The 16,206-nt window shown below is 40.8% G+C and carries 18 protein-coding genes; 7 read left to right on the top strand and 11 right to left on the bottom strand.

Annotation, left to right across the window (positions count from 1 at the left end; all coding sequences use genetic code 11):
• The 3 genes from JWQ54_RS11525 to JWQ54_RS11515 all read right to left on the bottom strand — a co-directional run.
• On the bottom strand, positions 1 to 871 hold an 871-nt coding region (locus JWQ54_RS11525; RefSeq protein WP_299584728.1), incomplete at its 3' end, for an ATP phosphoribosyltransferase regulatory subunit.
• 87 nt (positions 872 to 958) lie between these two features.
• Positions 959 to 1,357: a PIN domain-containing protein gene (locus JWQ54_RS11520; protein WP_299584725.1), complete on the bottom strand. Its 399-nt coding sequence runs from the start codon at positions 1,355 to 1,357 to the stop codon at positions 959 to 961.
• The gene (locus tag JWQ54_RS11515) at positions 1,350 to 1,583 is read right to left on the bottom strand and encodes a hypothetical protein (protein ID WP_299584722.1); all 234 of its coding nucleotides are present in this window, start codon (positions 1,581 to 1,583) and stop codon (positions 1,350 to 1,352) included. Before JWQ54_RS11515 ends, JWQ54_RS11520 begins: the two co-directional genes overlap by 8 nt.
• Positions 1,584 to 1,657: 74 nt before the next feature.
• Here JWQ54_RS11515 and JWQ54_RS11510 point away from each other — a divergent pair, with 74 nt between their 5' ends.
• Positions 1,658 to 2,152, top strand: a complete 495-nt coding sequence (locus JWQ54_RS11510; protein ID WP_299584719.1) for a GNAT family N-acetyltransferase — start codon at positions 1,658 to 1,660, stop codon at positions 2,150 to 2,152.
• A gap of 64 nt (positions 2,153 to 2,216) precedes the next feature.
• Here JWQ54_RS11510 and JWQ54_RS11505 read toward each other — a convergent pair whose 3' ends face one another.
• From JWQ54_RS11505 to JWQ54_RS11485, 5 genes are all read right to left on the bottom strand, one after another.
• Entirely contained in the window at positions 2,217 to 2,657 is a 441-nt protein-coding gene (locus JWQ54_RS11505) for a low molecular weight protein-tyrosine-phosphatase (RefSeq protein WP_299584716.1), read from the bottom strand.
• 118 nt (positions 2,658 to 2,775) lie between these two features.
• The gene (locus JWQ54_RS11500; protein ID WP_299584713.1) at positions 2,776 to 3,570 is read right to left on the bottom strand and encodes a S1/P1 nuclease; all 795 of its coding nucleotides are present in this window, start codon (positions 3,568 to 3,570) and stop codon (positions 2,776 to 2,778) included.
• 1 nt (position 3,571) lies between these two features.
• Positions 3,572 to 4,093 (bottom strand): fumarate hydratase, encoded by a 522-nt coding sequence (locus tag JWQ54_RS11495; protein ID WP_299584710.1) that lies wholly within the window; start codon positions 4,091 to 4,093, stop codon positions 3,572 to 3,574.
• A gap of 47 nt (positions 4,094 to 4,140) precedes the next feature.
• Positions 4,141 to 5,538 carry a class II fumarate hydratase gene (gene fumC, locus JWQ54_RS11490; protein ID WP_299584707.1) on the bottom strand — a complete coding sequence of 466 codons (1,398 nt, stop codon included), beginning with the start codon at positions 5,536 to 5,538 and terminating at the stop codon, positions 4,141 to 4,143.
• A gap of 229 nt (positions 5,539 to 5,767) precedes the next feature.
• Positions 5,768 to 6,685 (bottom strand): tetratricopeptide repeat protein, encoded by a 918-nt coding sequence (locus tag JWQ54_RS11485; RefSeq protein WP_299584704.1) that lies wholly within the window; start codon positions 6,683 to 6,685, stop codon positions 5,768 to 5,770.
• 113 nt (positions 6,686 to 6,798) lie between these two features.
• Here JWQ54_RS11485 and JWQ54_RS11480 point away from each other — a divergent pair, with 113 nt between their 5' ends.
• From JWQ54_RS11480 to JWQ54_RS11470, 3 genes are all read left to right on the top strand, one after another.
• Positions 6,799 to 8,010, top strand: coding sequence for a serine hydrolase (locus tag JWQ54_RS11480; protein ID WP_299584701.1), 1,212 nt, complete (start codon positions 6,799 to 6,801; stop codon positions 8,008 to 8,010).
• A gap of 103 nt (positions 8,011 to 8,113) precedes the next feature.
• Entirely contained in the window at positions 8,114 to 8,413 is a 300-nt protein-coding gene (locus JWQ54_RS11475; protein ID WP_299584698.1) for a YbaB/EbfC family nucleoid-associated protein, read from the top strand.
• 117 nt (positions 8,414 to 8,530) lie between these two features.
• Entirely contained in the window at positions 8,531 to 9,208 is a 678-nt protein-coding gene (locus JWQ54_RS11470; RefSeq protein ID WP_299584695.1) for a metal-dependent hydrolase, read from the top strand.
• A gap of 50 nt (positions 9,209 to 9,258) precedes the next feature.
• Here JWQ54_RS11470 and JWQ54_RS11465 read toward each other — a convergent pair whose 3' ends face one another.
• The 3 genes from JWQ54_RS11465 to JWQ54_RS11455 form a co-directional block, all read right to left on the bottom strand.
• Positions 9,259 to 9,438, bottom strand: coding sequence for a hypothetical protein (locus tag JWQ54_RS11465; RefSeq protein ID WP_299584692.1), 180 nt, complete (start codon positions 9,436 to 9,438; stop codon positions 9,259 to 9,261).
• A gap of 151 nt (positions 9,439 to 9,589) precedes the next feature.
• The gene (locus tag JWQ54_RS11460) at positions 9,590 to 10,270 is read right to left on the bottom strand and encodes a response regulator transcription factor (RefSeq protein ID WP_299584689.1); all 681 of its coding nucleotides are present in this window, start codon (positions 10,268 to 10,270) and stop codon (positions 9,590 to 9,592) included.
• Positions 10,242 to 11,768 (bottom strand): sensor histidine kinase KdpD, encoded by a 1,527-nt coding sequence (locus JWQ54_RS11455; protein WP_299584686.1) that lies wholly within the window; start codon positions 11,766 to 11,768, stop codon positions 10,242 to 10,244. The genes JWQ54_RS11460 and JWQ54_RS11455 overlap by 29 nt, the downstream gene beginning before the upstream one ends.
• 129 nt (positions 11,769 to 11,897) lie before the next feature.
• Here JWQ54_RS11455 and JWQ54_RS11450 point away from each other — a divergent pair, with 129 nt between their 5' ends.
• The 3 genes from JWQ54_RS11450 (at position 11,898) to tkt (ending at position 16,205) form a co-directional block, all read left to right on the top strand.
• Positions 11,898 to 13,091 carry a TIGR03435 family protein gene (locus JWQ54_RS11450; protein ID WP_299584684.1) on the top strand — a complete coding sequence of 398 codons (1,194 nt, stop codon included), beginning with the start codon at positions 11,898 to 11,900 and terminating at the stop codon, positions 13,089 to 13,091.
• 335 nt (positions 13,092 to 13,426) lie between these two features.
• A complete protein-coding gene (locus JWQ54_RS11445) occupies positions 13,427 to 14,182 on the top strand; it encodes an ROK family protein (RefSeq protein WP_299584681.1) in 756 nt (251 codons plus the stop codon).
• Between the two features lie 13 nt (positions 14,183 to 14,195).
• A complete protein-coding gene (gene tkt, locus JWQ54_RS11440; protein ID WP_299584678.1) occupies positions 14,196 to 16,205 on the top strand; it encodes a transketolase in 2,010 nt (669 codons plus the stop codon).
• The last annotated feature ends 1 nt before the right edge of the window (position 16,206 follow it).

Genomic DNA, 16,206 nt, shown 5'->3' with positions numbered 1-16,206 from the left:
CTGTTAGCGGCTTGGAGATCTTCAGGTAATCCAAAACCGTTTCAATTTCCTCACAACCCTTTAACCCTGTTACCGATGTGGATAAGGCTGTACGCAAGCTTGCCAGTTTCTCTTCGTTAGTGCCCTGCAATAAAATAACAGGTTTAATTTTCTCTATATCGCTTTCGGTAAATCCTCTTTCCAATAGCTCTTTGATAACCCCGTCAAAGCCAATTTTATCTAATTTGTCAATGGCTACAGTAAGGTCAATAATGTTATCAGCTTTATCTATAAGTTCGGCTATTCCCGATAGAATTTTTCTATTATTAATTTTTATGGTAAAATCCTTTAAGCCTAATTGGCTTAAAGCTTCATCATAGATCAATACAAACTCTGCTTCATTTAATAACGAATCAGACCCAACCACGTCTGCATCACATTGAAAAAACTCACGATAGCGGCCTTTCTGCGGTCGGTCTGCACGCCAAACCGGCTGCACCTGGAAACGCTTGAATGGGAAAGTGATCTCGTTTTGATGTTGTACTACGTAGCGGGCAAAAGGGACTGTAAGATCGTAGCGGAGAGCTTTTTCGGAGATTATAGAAACAAGGTTCTTTGAATTAAATTCAAAGCTTCCATCTTTTAGTTTTTTGCTTTCGACATCGTCCCAAAAATCGCCGCTATTCAAGATCTTAAATATCAGCTTATCCCCTTCTTCACCATACTTACCGGTTAAGGTCGACAAGTTTTCCATCGATGGTGTTTCTATCTGCTGGTAGCCGTATTTACGAAAAACGCTTTTAATGGTATCAAAAATAAAATTACGCTTCACCATTTCGGTGGGTGAAAAATCGCGGGTGCCTTTTGGTACGGATGGTTTGATGGATGCCATAAGGGGCAAAGGTACTTTTTATAGTTGAAAAGAGGGAAAGGTTGTAGCGCTTTTAGATGTTCGGAAGGCCAAACCGTGTAGTATTGCTTATATAAATGGATTAATAATGCTAAGCCTATTATCTACTTTCATGCCGTGTTGCATATCTTCAGAATAAAGAATTGTACAATTTGAATTTAATGCAGAGCTTACTATAAGCGAATCAAAAATTTGAAAATTATATTTCTTTACTAATTCAATACTATTGAAAAATGTTGATTTTGTTGTTTCTACGAAAATGCAATCAGTTAACAGATCGATCCATAATTGCACTACTTGGTCTTTGTCATATTTAAACCTGCGTTTGCAAACATTAGCTACTTCAGTTAATATCTGGGCATTTATTAAAGGTTTTTGTAATAAAAGGTTTTGAGCAATTGATCTTTTATGATCATTAGCATCCATCAAGTATAAAATTATGTTTGAATCTATAAAGATCTCATTCATAATCATTCGCTTCGTCACGATTAAACTGGTAGTTATCGTGAGATATTATTGGATACCGGGAATATCTTTCTTTAATATCCTGAATATTTTGAGTCGGCTTTACTTTCAAAACATCCTCTTTACTATCTACTTCAAAGGCAATAACTTCCACCGTCTTGCCAATCATTTCATCTGGCAGATTAAGAATATATTTATTATTAACGGGTGTAATCAGCTCTCTTACCATAGCATATCGCATAAACAAAAATAATAAATAAAATCCATAGCTATACAAATCTGTATTACATAAATTTGAACCCAATGAGCATCATTACCCAAACACCCCGCTTAATTATCCGACGGTTTAAGCCTGAAGAAGAAGAAACGTACCTTAGTCTTTATGACGATGAACGGGTGATGCAATATCTGCCCTTTCGCAGCAGGGAAGACCATATCAAGATCTTCAGGGAGCACCTGGTTGCAGGGCCTGCAGGCAGTGTTACCGGTCGTTGGGGGTTATTTAATAAGGCAGATGATGATTTTATCGGGATGTGCCTGCTGCGCCTTTTTGATGATGGCAGCGATAACGTTGAACTGGGTTATGCCTTTCGTTATGACTATTGGGGCAAGGGCATAGCATCAGAAATGGCCGTTGCGCTTTTGGCCCACATGTTTACTGTAAAGCCGGGTACAAAGTTTGTGGCCGTAACCGATCTGGCCAACATCCCATCGCAACGCGTGCTTGAAAAAGCCGGCATGAAAAGGGATAAAAATTATTTGAGGAATGGCGAGGAACTGGCAATGTTTAGGCTATAATTTCACTTCTTTAATACTCTTTTTAAATCAACATAATCAAATATAGCCATTTCTTATCTTTAATTTACACATCCCTCAACTGTTCAATTATCTCCTTACACCCTGTCTCAATCATTTGAAAAACGGGTTCAAACAGGTTGTCGTCCTGATAAGGATCAGGTACTATTTTATCACCCAGTAGTAATCTTACCTTTTTACGGTCTTCATCATCGCGGGCCATCTCCAATATGTCGCCGAGGTTGCTTTTGTCCATCACAAAAATGTGATCGTACTCGTCAAAGTCGCTGATCCTGAACAAGCGGCAAACCTGCTGACTAATATCAATCCCATGCTCGCCGGCTGTGCGGGTTGAGCGGCGGTCGGGGCCCTCGCCAACATGCCAGTTACCAGTCCCGGCAGAATCTATTTCCCAGTCCAATCCTTGCTCATTGGCCAGGTGTTCCATTATCCCATGTGCCAGCGGGGAGCGGCAAATGTTGCCCAGGCAAACCATTAGTATTTTCATTGTTTGAGGTTGTAAAGGTTGTAGTTGTTGTAAAGGTTGTAAAAATTAATGTCGAATTAAAGTTGTAGTAGCTAAACATTTTTAACTACTACAACATTTACAACCATTACAACAACTCTTAACCAAAAATCTTATTTAATACCCCGGCTAACCTAACCCCTGCTTTTAGCAGTTGCTGGTTCAGGGTATCAATATGGTTAAAGTTGTATTTATAGTTCAGCGTATCGCCGGGTTTTATTTCGGTGTATAGTTTTTCAGCTATTTGGTTCGATTCATATAACCATTGGGCTATTGGGGCGTTTTGCCATTCGTTACGCTGTGCAAGGGTTGTATGGTTAATGGCGCTTGTATATTCGGTATAGCTTAACTGCTGAAAATCTATCAGCTGCGAATCCCAGATGGAATGCAGGTTTGTTGGCGTGCTAAACCAGTTCACTTTAAAATCGTTGCCCCCTTTGTCATCTTTATGCGCGGTATGCATGGGCTGATGAACATCCTCAATAACATGGATCAGCACCCTAAGATAAAGCAGCTTTTTCTCTTTCGCGAGGTCTTTCTTTTTTAACTCGGCAATCATGAAGTTTATTTTTGTATAAGCATCAACATTGGTATCATGAGCCAGGTAGTCCTGCATCTCGGCATATGTGTAAGCCTTGTCAAAATCAATAAAATGCCAGTTATACAAGTAGCTGTAGTCGGGATCTGATTTTATAAAATCAGCCCAATTGCTGGCCATGGCTATTGACTCATTGCCTAAAATTTCTTTTATGGCTTTACGTGCCTGTGCACTTAAATAACTATCGGCAATTTGGCCGCAAATGCGGTGCCCCTGGGCACCCCAGGCCATAGATTGCAATGGTGCATAAATTATGGCGATACATATAGCCAGTTGCTTTAAAAAATTCATTTTCATGTTACAAAGGTTTTGGAATACAGGTTGTTCTTTTTATTAAATGTGCATTGATAGGAATAACATTTGTAGTACTGGCAAACCGGATCAGCGAATCAGTTCTTTTGCTGATCTTAAAAAACTCGTCATAGTCACCTGATCGGAAACAGCCTTTGTCGTCCTTTAAGGTCATATCTGCATTACAAAATAGGCCCTTCATGTGCAGTGTGTCGTGCCTTTGAGTGTAAGTACCTTTGCAATATTCCATCCATTGACCTTTACTTGTGCAGGAGTCAGTGTTTACTTTACTGTATGAATGGATCGACATAAAAAAAGAATCGCAGCTGAATTTAAGGCGATATAAGGAATAGTTTACCAGTTGCTTTTGCCCGGATACGGAGTCCTGCTGCCATTCGCCCTGCAAATAACTTTGCCCTGGTGTTTGCATGTCGGGATTGAAGCTGCAGGCGCAGGTAAAAGCTGAAAGCAAAAAGCTAAAAGCCAGGAGGCGAAAGGTAAAGGGCGAAAGGCGAAAGGGCTTTTGCATGGATTTATATAAGCCCCTCTCTTTTGGAAAGGGGTTTGAGGTGATGCTTATTTTAAACTACCGATCATATCTTCCGGCCGAACCCACTGGTCGAACTGCTCATTGGTGAGTAATCCAAGGCCAAGAGCCGCTTCGCGAAGTGAAAGGTTTTCCTTCAACGCTTTTTTGGCAATTTTTGCAGCATTTTCGTAGCCAATATGCGGATTTAATGCGGTAACCAGCATCAATGAATTTTCGAGGTGTTTTTTAATGCCGGCATAGTTTGGCTCAATACCTGCGGCACAATGATCATTAAATGATGTACACGCATCGCCAATTAAGCGGGCCGACTGTAAAAAATTGGCTGCCATAACCGGTTTAAATACATTAAGCTCGTAATGCCCGTTTGAGCCGCCGATAGAAATAGTTACATCGTTACCCATAACTTGTGCAGCTACCATCGTAACAGCTTCGTTTTGGGTTGGGTTAACCTTGCCTGGCATAATTGATGATCCCGGCTCATTATCCGGGATATGGATCTCGCCGATCCCTGAACGCGGGCCCGAGGCCAGCATGCGGATATCATTGGCGATCTTCATTAATGAAACGGCTATCTGCTTTAAAGCTCCATGACTTTCAACAATGGCATCATGGGCAGCAAGTGCCTCAAACTTATTTTCGGCGGTGCGAAAAGGCAGGTTAGTGAATTTGGCAATATATTCGGCCACTTTTACATCATATCCCTTTGGTGTGTTAATTCCTGTGCCAACAGCGGTACCGCCTAATGCCAGCTCGGCAAGGTGGTCAAGCGTGTTTCTTAATGCTTTTAAGCCATGATCGAGCTGTGACACATAGCCTGAGAATTCCTGCCCTAAAGTTAATGGTGTAGCATCCATCAGGTGGGTGCGGCCAATTTTAACCACGCTTTTAAACGCTTCAGATTTTGCCTTCAGCGTATCGCGCAGTTTTTCAATGCCGGGTATGGTAACATCAACCACCATTTTATAGGCGGCAATGTGCATAGCAGTTGGATAGGTATCGTTTGATGATTGTGATTTGTTTACATCATCATTTGGGTGGACAAAAGTTTTACCCTCGCCCAGTTTATTGCCGGCTACAACATGGGCACGGTTGGCAATAACCTCATTAACATTCATGTTTGATTGTGTGCCCGAGCCTGTTTGCCAGATCACCAGCGGAAATTCGCCGGATAGTTTTCCCTCCAGGATCTCGTCGCAAACCTGTGCAATCTGGTCGCGTTTTTCGGCAGGCAGTACGCCGCAATCGGTATTGGTATAAGCGGCAGCTTTTTTAAGATAAGCAAATGCAGCAATAATTTCTTTAGGCATTGACGCCTCGGGGCCAATTTTAAAGTTATTGCGTGATCTTTCGGTTTGTGCTCCCCAGTATTTATCGGCAGGTACCTGTACCTCGCCCATGGTATCGTGTTCGGTTCTGAAACTCATGATGACAGTATCTTATGCGGGTGCAAATTTATAGTTTTATGTGGTTTAAAGCCAGTTGCTATAAAATTAATACATACAATTTTATGCTAAACCCGCCTGCGCGAGGATGGCGGCAGCTTGCTTTTAACTGATGGCACTAAAATCCCGGTATCAAAGCTTAATCGTGAAAAAGTGAAGGAGCTGCTGGCGGTGCAATTTAAGTTGTAAGTCTTCAAATCTGTTTGTGTGCCTAAAAACCTCTTTCCGCCCCCTTCACCCAATTATCCAGCTCCGTCATTTGCTGTTGATTATCCTTTATCCATTTTGCACTTTCAGGCGTGCTTCCGCTCACAAGCCTTGCGAAGGCCGGCACGTTTGGCGATTGGGCCAGCCCGTAAAAGTAAGCAGCCATATACGTTCTAAAAAAATCATTACCGGTTTGCTTTTCTGACAGCTGACCTAAATTTATAAATATGGCTTTTAACTCGGCGGATAACAGGTCGCCGCTGGAGGCATAGCTCTTTTTAATAAAGTCAGCTACCGCCTGTGTTATGGCCTGGTTAAGCGCATTGGTGTTGGCATCAATAGCGCGTGACGTTATTTCACCCGGCTCAGGCTTTAATGCTCCGCCCTGTAAAATATGCTGAATATTTCCATAAGCTTCAGCGCTTCGGGCGGTGTTTGGTTCCAGTAAAATAAAGCTGCAAAAGCCAAGCAGGGCAGCCGCACGATTGTTTTGATGAAAGCAAACCAGTGCATACATCCGCTGTGTGCCTGCATGTTTGGGATCAAGCTTTATGGCTTCAATCGCGTTTTTCTCCGCTTCGGCATATTGCTTGTTTTTAAAATAAATAAGCCCTAACAGATCATAAGCCGCTGCATTTAACTTCGTGTCCCCCTTTATTACTTTTTCAAGGTACAGGATCCCGTCTTTACCCTTATCCCATAAAAATAAAGAATACGCCAACTGGTAATCAGCATATAAATTGCCGGTATCTAACTTTAAAGCCTGGTTATATTTTTCTATTGCCCCGGCATAGTTTTTTTCATCATTTAGTTTTACCCCCTCTTTAACCAGCGCCCGGGCATCTTCATTGTTTTGGGCAGATGCTTTGCTGCAAATCGTAATTACAAAAAGGCTTATCAGCAGGTATTGAAAGTATTTCATGCTCAAAATTAGGCAGAGCAATCAACTAAAAGAAAAATAATTAAAACATTACTTTATAACTGCTGTATAATTTCTGACTTTTGCCATCGTTTATCCAGTGAGATATTTGCTTTATGAGATTAGTATACAAGCCCATTATAATAATTGTTTCCTTCCTGTTTATTTTAGCCTCCTGCTCTTCCAAACAAAGTGATAAAAGTGCAAAGTTGCCCGGCCCTGATGCCCCGTTTGATACCAAAGCATTTTTAGCCTACGATCCTAAAAATGCGGATAAAAAGATTGACGAGGTTATGCAAAACCTGCATAAAACGCGTGCGTTTAATGGTAATGTGCTGGTTGCCAAACACGGCAAAATAATATATGAAAAAGCAATTGGCTGGGCCGATTACCTGCACCGGGACAGCCTGAAATTAGGCTCGAAATTTGAGCTGGCTTCGGTAACTAAAACCATTACCAGCACCGCAGTATTAATGCTGATGGAACAGGGAAAACTGAAGCTGGATGACGATGTAAAAAAGTTTTTTCCTGATTTTCCTTATGATGGCGTTACCATCCGCCTGCTGCTTACCCATCGCTCTGGCATGATGAACTATGTTTATTTTACAGATGATTTGTACCGCAGTCAGCACCTTAACCAAAGAAAGGGGATCACTAATGCCGAAGAGATGGCGTTGATAGCACAGTACAAACCGCGGCCGTTTAATAAACCTAATGCCAGGTTTTTGTACAACAACTCAAACTTTATGGTGCTTGGGTCAATTATTGAGAAAGTAACCGGCCAGACCTATGCCGATTTTGTGCAGACCCATATTTTTAAACCTGCCAAAATGCTGAATACAGCAGTTTATTCAAAGGCGGTTTATGATAAAATTCCTGTTGATGTGGTAGGACATGACAGGGGCCAGTGGCGCTATTCGGTAGTTCAGAACTTTTTGGATGGCCCTGTTGGTGATAAAGGTGTTTACAGCACTGTTGGTGATCTTTGGCTTTTTGACCGTGCATTACGAGCCGGGCGCCTGTTAAAACAGGCCACTATGGATTCAGCTTACGTTGCGCGTAATCCTATGGTGCACGGGCATTTTAGCTATGGCTATGGATGGCGTATTTTTGAAGCACCGGGCAAACAGGTTATTTATCACACAGGCTGGTGGCACGGTTTTAGACATATTTATCTGCGTGATATTAAAGATGACATTACTATTGTATTGCTGTCAAACCTTTCAAATGGCAGCCTGTTAAAATTAGATGAACTGTTTAAAGCCGCAGGCATGCCTATAGTACGCAAAAGCGCATACAATGGCAATGGCGATACAAGTGATGATTAAGGTTTAAGTGAGTGGTTGATTGAGTTGGATTAGGTTGATTAAGTTTTTTAATTTTGCAACTACTCACTTAATCAACTTAATCAACCCAATAAACTAATACGCTATGTTCGATAAACTGATGCAGGCCCAGCAAAAGGCGGGCGAGGTAAAACAAAGATTAGATGCTATTACAGTAACCGGTACTGCCGAGGGCGGTAAAATCACGGTGAATGCTAATGCCAACAAGGTGATCCTGTCAGTAGCTATTGATGACGACTTTTTTAAGGAAGCTGATAAGGAACAACTGGAAGAACTTTTGGTTATTGCCATAAACAAGGCAATGGAACAAGCCGATAATGTGAGCCAGAGTGAAATGGCTGCCATAACTAAAGATATGTTTGGCGGCATGGGCGGGCTGTTTTAACATATTTTGAATATTGACATCCGGATGTTTAACATCAAACATCGAATGCTGAAATTGGCACTTTGAAACGCGGTGTTTCGGATTCGTTACCCCTATTTAAAAATTTAAAAATTACTTATGAAAACTACCTTTTACGGACAGTCGACCTTCATGATTGAAACTGGAGGAAAAAAACTGTTATTTGATCCTTTTATTACACCAAATCCAATGGCTAAGGATATTGACATCCATAGCCTTAAACCTGATTACATACTGGTTTCGCACGGGCATGGCGACCATGTGGCCGATCTTGTTGCGATCCAAAAAAGCAGTGACGCTATAATAATCTGCATTGCCGAAATTGCAAACTGGCTTGGCAAACACGGCATAAATAATGCCCACGGCATGAATATTGGCGGCGGTTTTAACTTTGATTTTGGCCGTGTAAAAATGGTTAATGCCGTACATTCAAGCACCATGCCTGATGGCGCACCGGGCGGAAACCCTGCCGGCTTTGTAATTTATACCGGTGGAAAAACCATTTATTACGCCGGCGATACAGCGCTAACTTATGACATGAAATTACTCGCCGATGAAAACGTCGACTGGGCCTACCTGCCAATAGGCGATAACTATACCATGGGCGTTGATGATGCCTTAAAAGCGAGCAGCTTTATTAACTGCAAAAATATTATTGGCATGCATTATGATACCTTCCCGGTTATAAAGATCAATAAAGAAGAGGCTGCAGAAAAATTTATAAAAGCCGGAATAAATATAAAATTACCAGAAATTGGTGAAAGCATTGAACTGTAGATAAACATATTTAAAGAGGCCCCGGTACGATATCGGGGCCTCTTTAAATATTAGTGTTTCACAACCATTGTGTCTTTTTTCTTTGTTGTTGTATCCTTGGTCCTTTTTGTTTTCTTCTTTTTAGTAGTATCTGTTTGCATTGTTGACTTAACAATGCGCGGTGTCGCAATTGCATAAACACTTCCATAGGAGATTGCCGCCAGGGCAATCATACTAATTAGCTTTTTCATGTTTTTTAAGATTTATATTAATACTGGTAGTTAATTACAGATTAATTTTCATAGTCCACAATTACTAACAATTACCTTTTGAGCTTGTTTTATTTATTTGTAATAAAGCAATCCAGGCAAAGTGCGATATATTTATGTATAAACTTAAAATTTAAACGGTAAGTTTATATCCTACTCCCCTTATATTAATAATTTCAACCGATGGGTCGTGCCGCAGGTGTTTACGCAGCTTGGTGATAAAAACATCCATGGTACGGGTATTAAAAAAGTTATCATCGCCCCAAAGCTTTAACAATACGGCCTTACGATCAAGTACCTGGTTTTTGTGTTGGATCAGCAAGGTTAACAGTTCATTTTCCCGGTGCGATAGCTTGCATGATAACCGGCCGCTAAGCCTCAACTCCTGCTTATTCATGTCAAAGGTATATTGCCCTATAACAGTACTTACCTGTGTTTGGCCTGATGCTTTCCGACGTAAAAGTTCGTTTAGCCGCAGTATCAGCTCTTCCAGGCTAAAGGGCTTTTTCAGGTAATCATTGCCGCCGGCTTCGTAGCCTTTTATAACATCATCCGTTTGCGATTTTGCCGTTAAAAACAAAACGGGGATTTGTTTATCTGTTTTACGTACCTGTTCAACAAAGGTAAACCCATCCATAAAGGGCATCATTACGTCTACAATACAAATATCAAAATCATTTTTGCGGATGGCTTCCGTACCCAAAACGCCGTTAACAACATGGGTAACCACAAAGCCCCGCGTCCTCAGGCTTTCACTTACAATTTTTGCAAGCTGCAATTCGTCTTCAAGTAACAGAACTTTGGCTTGTTTCATTGTAAATAAGTGGTATGCTGATTATAAATTCTGTTCCGCGGCCCTCTTTGCTTGTTAGCGATAGGGAGCCCTTATGTTTTTCAATAATACTTTTGGCATAGCTTAACCCCAGGCCGTAGCCTTTCACATTATGAAGATCTCCGGATGGTACGCGGAAAAACCTGTCGAACACTTTATCCTGGTATTGAGCCGGAATCCCCGGACCATTATCACATACATTAATAATGATGCTGCTATTTTCAACATGCCCACTGATATTGACTAAAGAATCCGGGCCACTATATTTTATGGCGTTATCCACCAAATTGGCAATGGCATTTTTTAATAAGTTGCCATCTGCCATACCCGTTAAATCTTCATCCCCGCTTTTATAAATAATGTTCACGTTTGCTAATTGCGACTGTGGCTTATATTCCTGTATTATGCTGCCTATTAATTGATTGATATTTACTTTTGATAAATTAAGGGCAACATCTTCTTGCTGCGATACTACACTTTTCAGGATCTGGTCAATGAGGTTTGTTAGGTTCCCTGCCTGGTAGCGGATAATCTCCAGGTATTCATCTGCCGATGCTTTGCTTAAATTAAAATCCTGGATGGCCTCGGCGGCTATATTAATGGTAGCAACCGGAGTTTTAAGCTCATGGGTCATGTTGTTCACAAAATCATTTTTCAGCTCGGCCAGCTTTTTTTGTTTGAAAATGATCTTTGCTGTATAAGTGAAACAAAAAATAGTAATACAGATAAGTATTAATGAGCTTAATAAAACCCATTTCATTTTTTTTAGAAAAATAAGATTAGGATCAGGGAACCAGGCGCTGATGGCTTTGAACGGTTCTTTAAAACCATAATTGTAGGCACGCGTACCAAAAGAATTTTCTTTTAACGGTTCATTAGTTTCATTGAAGTTTTTGAAAATAAATTTTTTAGCGATGAAATGGTAGGAACTGTTTATATCACGCTTTAAAAGTTCCCTTTTAAATATGGAATCAAGACGAGTTAAATTCAATCTGTCTTTATCGTACGCCTCAACCAGTTTATCACCTAAACTTTGTGTAAAATAATATGCTGACTTTGTTTCAAGGTTTCCCCGGATAGTTCCTTTTACAAAATGATCAATAAAAAATATTTTTGCTTCGGGTGTAATTTGGTTTAATTTACCCTTAAAATCATTGATACTTAAGTAAAAAGGCCTTCGTTTATTAATCGGGTATTTATCCCTGATAGTAAAAACCGTTTGCTTTGCTTCGGCATTATATTTACAGGCTACCACAATTAAATTAGTATCTGCCAGCCACTTTTTATAATCAGCAAGTATTTCATCTTTACGAATATTTGTCAACTGCTCAACAGCCTTATCAAGCGCATCATTTGTTTGACTTCTAAAGGTTTTAACGGAATTTTGATATGCCTGGTAGTTCCAATACAACTGCAGTCCCAGCAAAAACGCTGTGCATATAGCCATTAAAAATACCACAAGGTTTATCCTTTTTTTCACTAGCGCAAAATAAGGTTTCATCAGCTTAAATTCAGCAAACGTTAACACTAATTAACCCTTCTTAACCTTGGTTAACCTTCGCTATCCTCAAATTGAGATACGTTTGATGTGAAAATTAATCACTATAAAATGAAAAAAATAACCTTATCAATGTTAGCTCTCGCGTTAAGCATTTGTGCATCGGCGCAGGTAAAAGTAGGTCAAAATGTACCAGCTATTAAATTTCAAACTGTTTTAAATTCCACGGTAAAAACAACTAGCCTTGAAGATTTTAAAGGCAAAGTTGTATTGCTTGAATTTTGGGCAACCTGGTGCGGTCCCTGCATAACAGCGATGGCACATCTGCAGGAATTGCAGAAACAATTTAAAGGCAAGTTACAGGTGATAACGATAAGTACTGAAAAGGAAAAGCGGATAAAGCAGTTTATTACCACCATACCCTCAAATCTTTGGTTTGCTGTTGATACAGCTGATGAACTTCGTGCGGTTTTTCCATATCATACTATTCCGCATACAGTATTGATTGATGGCGACGGTAAAGTTGTAGCTATTACTGAACCGGCTAACGTAACTGCAAAGATCATTGCCAATGTTATAGCCGGGAGGCCCATCAATTTGCCTCTTAAAGAAGACAATATGATTGCAGATCCTGTGAAAGCATATTTTAACGCAGCTGATACGGTTCAAAGCCGCCTTTTGATCCAACCAGAAATTAAAGGCGTAAGCAGTATGTCAAAAACGTATCCAACTGACAGTAATTTTAAAAACCGGCGGATAACCCTATTTAACCTGCCGTTAGAAACTATTTACCGGATTGCCTATAAAGATTTGCCTTATGTGCGGATTATTGACCTTACACCAAAGGAAAACATCAAACAAAATAAAACCAATTATTGCATTGATTTAATTGTACCAAAAGGCCATGAAAATGAGCTGATGCCCGCGCTCATAAAGGAGCTTCAATCGAGATTTGATTTAAAGGCCAGGATTGAAAAGCGAAAGAAAGAAGTTTACTTGCTTAAAATTGCTGATACAACTAAAATAAAACTACTTAAGCCATCAACCAATAAAGAAGAAGCTTTTAGCGGCGGCGATGGCGCGTTTAGCGGGCAGGCCGTAAAATTGAGTAAAATAGCCGATTATCTTGAAGGTTTCGGCCTGGTAAATATGCCGGTTGTTGACGAAACCGGCTCGGACATTAAATATGATATTGAATTTAATTATCAACCCGAAAAGAAAGGTTCCCTTACAGATGCGATTGCCGTACTCGGGTTAAAACTGGAAAAAGGCGAAATGGACATTGATATGCTGGTATTCAGATAATGCTTTAAACTATGATGCGCTTGATTAAAGGATGGAAAGATGCTTAATTAAAAAGGTACCAGGAATCCTATAATCTTTTAATCCTATAAATCTTAGTTCAAAACCAAGGGCTCATAAGGCCCTTTTGCTGTTAATAATCCCTTTTTTGCAACCCCATTGTCAAAACTGCAAAAGCATGACATAAAAAAAACAATGACTTAAGCTTAATGTTGTTTATTTGAATTTGATATTTGTGCACGTATAATTATACTTTATATTGTATAATTATTGATATTTACAGCTCCAATATAAAACATCGTAATTCATTTATTTATACATCTCTGCCAACCAGCTTAATGAAATCAACCCTTCAGCAATTAAAAGTACTCTCCATTGATATTGGAGGCTCGCACATTAAAGGAACCATCCTGAACGAAAAAGGAGAGCTGCAAAAAAAATACGAAAAGGTGGTTACACCAATTCCTGCAAACCCTGAGAATGTTATAAATTCAATAAAAACATTAGTAAAAGATTTTCCGGAATATGACAAGATCTCAGTTGGGTTTCCAGGATATGTAAAGAACGGTGTAATTAAAACAGCGCCAAACCTTAGTAACGGGCTTTGGAAAGATTTTGACCTGGCAAATAAGCTAAAAGAAATATTAGGACAGGATACGCAAGTAGTTAATGATGCTGACATGCAAGGCCTGGGTGTGGTAGATGGCAAGGGCCTTGAGCTGGTAGTAACCCTTGGTACAGGCTTTGGCACAGCCATGCTGCTTAACGGTAATTTATTGCCGCACCTTGAATTTTCGCATCAGCCATTTGGAAAGTCAGAATCATACGATAAGTATATTGGTGAGGCTGCGCTTGAAAAAGAAGGCGACAAAAAATGGAACAAACGTATGAAGAAGGTTTTTGAAGTTTTAAAAACCGTATTCAATTACGATTATTTATACATAGGAGGCGGCAACTCCGATAAACTCACATTTAAGCTGGATAAGAACATGAAAATTGTTTCGAATGCAGACGGAATAAAGGGAGGAGCAAGACTGTGGATAAATGATAATGCACCCGAAACAATCAAACCAATAAAAATTCAAAAGAAATAAACACTACACAACAATGAGCGCAACTACACAGGACATTGAAACTCTTGGAATTAATACCGCAAGGGTATTAGCTGCCGATGCAGTACAGAAAGCAAATTCAGGACACCCGGGCACGCCGATGGCACTTGCACCAATGGCACATGTGCTTTGGACAAAGTTTATGAATTATAACCCAAAAAGCACTGATTGGGCTAATCGCGACAGGTTTATTCTTTCGGCCGGGCACGCGTGTATGCTGCAGTATGCTTTCTTATATTTAACGGGATATGATCTTTCACTTGATGATATAAAGAACTTCCGCCAGCTGGATAGTAAAACGGCCGGCCACCCTGAGTATGGCTTATGCCCGGGGATCGAGGCAACTACAGGCCCGCTTGGGCAGGGCTTTGCTAATGCTGTTGGTTTTGCAATTGGTCAAAAACATTTGGCTGCACGTTATAACAAGCCCGGCTTCGATCTGTTCAACTACAAAATATATGTTATTTGCAGTGATGGCGACATGATGGAAGGCGTAACCTCCGAGGCCGCGTCATTAGCCGGGCATTTAGAACTTGGCAACCTGATCTATTTGTATGATGACAATCATATCTCGATTGAAGGCAGTACCGATATTACCTTTAACGAAGATGTAAGTGCGCGTTTCAGAGCTTACGGGTGGCATGTTCAGGAAGTTAGCGATGTTAATGATACACATGCATTAGAGCTTGCATTAATAAATGCCAAAGCCGAAGCGCAAAAACCATCATTAATAAGGGTACGCTCGCTAATTGCATATGGCAGCCCTAATAAATCAGGTACCGCAGGTTCCCATGGTTCGCCGCTTGGCCCGGATGAGGTAAAGCTGGTTAAAGAATTTTTCGGTTTTGATCCTGAAAAATCATTTGATGTGCCTGCTGAAGTATTGGATTATTACCACAAGGCAGGGGCAAGAGGTGAAAAAACCGAAGAAAAATGGAATAAGCTGTTCAGCGATTATAAAGCAAAATTCCCGGATCTGGCAGCAGAATATGAATTGCTAAGCAGCGGCGGACTTCCCGAAGGCTGGAAAGATTCATTACCAACGTTCAAGGGATCTGATCCCAAAATGGCAACGCGCCAGGCATCAGGCAAAGTATTAAATGCTATTGCAGCGAAACTCCCTAATTTAATAGGTGGCGCGGCAGATCTTTCCCCATCAACAGAAACTAACTTAAAGGAATTTGATTCATTTACATCAGAGAACAGGGCCGGCCGCAATTTCCACTTCGGCATTCGTGAGCATGCTATGGGAGCAGCACTAAATGGTATGGCATTAACAAAAGGAGTTATCCCATTTGGTGCCACCTTCCTGATGTTTTCTGAATACATGCGCCCGCCAATCCGTTTGGCAGCCATTATGAAGATAAGCCCGATATTTGTTTACACACATGATAGTATTGGCTTAGGCGAGGATGGCACAACCCACCAGCCGGTAGAGCAACTGGCTTCTTTGCGGTCTATCCCAAGAATCACCGTTATTCGTCCGGCTGATGCCAATGAAACAGCGCATGCATGGCGTGTGGCTATTGAGCATAAGGATGGCCCGGTTGTGCTGGTATTTACCCGCCAGGGATTGCCGATACTTGACCAGGATAAATATGGTAAAGCATCTGGACTTGAAAAAGGCGCTTATATCCTTTCAGAAGGAAGTAAAGGTCCGGATCTGATCCTGATGGCAACCGGTTCTGAAGTTGCATTAATAATGCAGGCGCAGGAAAAACTGGAAACTGAGGGCATTTCAACCCGTGTAGTAAGCATGCCAAGCTGGGAACTGTTTGAAAAACAGGATGCCGCTTATAAAGAAAAAATATTCCCTAAAGCAAGCAAAAAACGTTTGGCAGTTGAAATGGCATCCCCAATGGGCTGGCATAAATACACTACCGATGAAGGCGATATGCTGGGCATGACCACCTTTGGTGAATCAGCACCTGCAGAAGACCTTTATAAGCACTTTGGCTTTACAGTTGACAACGTTGTGGCCAAGGCAAAGGCGCTGCTAAAATAAT

This window comes from Mucilaginibacter sp., from assembly GCF_028288225.1.
Lineage (GTDB): Bacteria > Bacteroidota > Bacteroidia > Sphingobacteriales > Sphingobacteriaceae > Mucilaginibacter.
The sequence above is the reverse complement of the archived record's forward strand: the minus strand, read 5'-3'. Positions and strand labels throughout refer to the sequence as shown.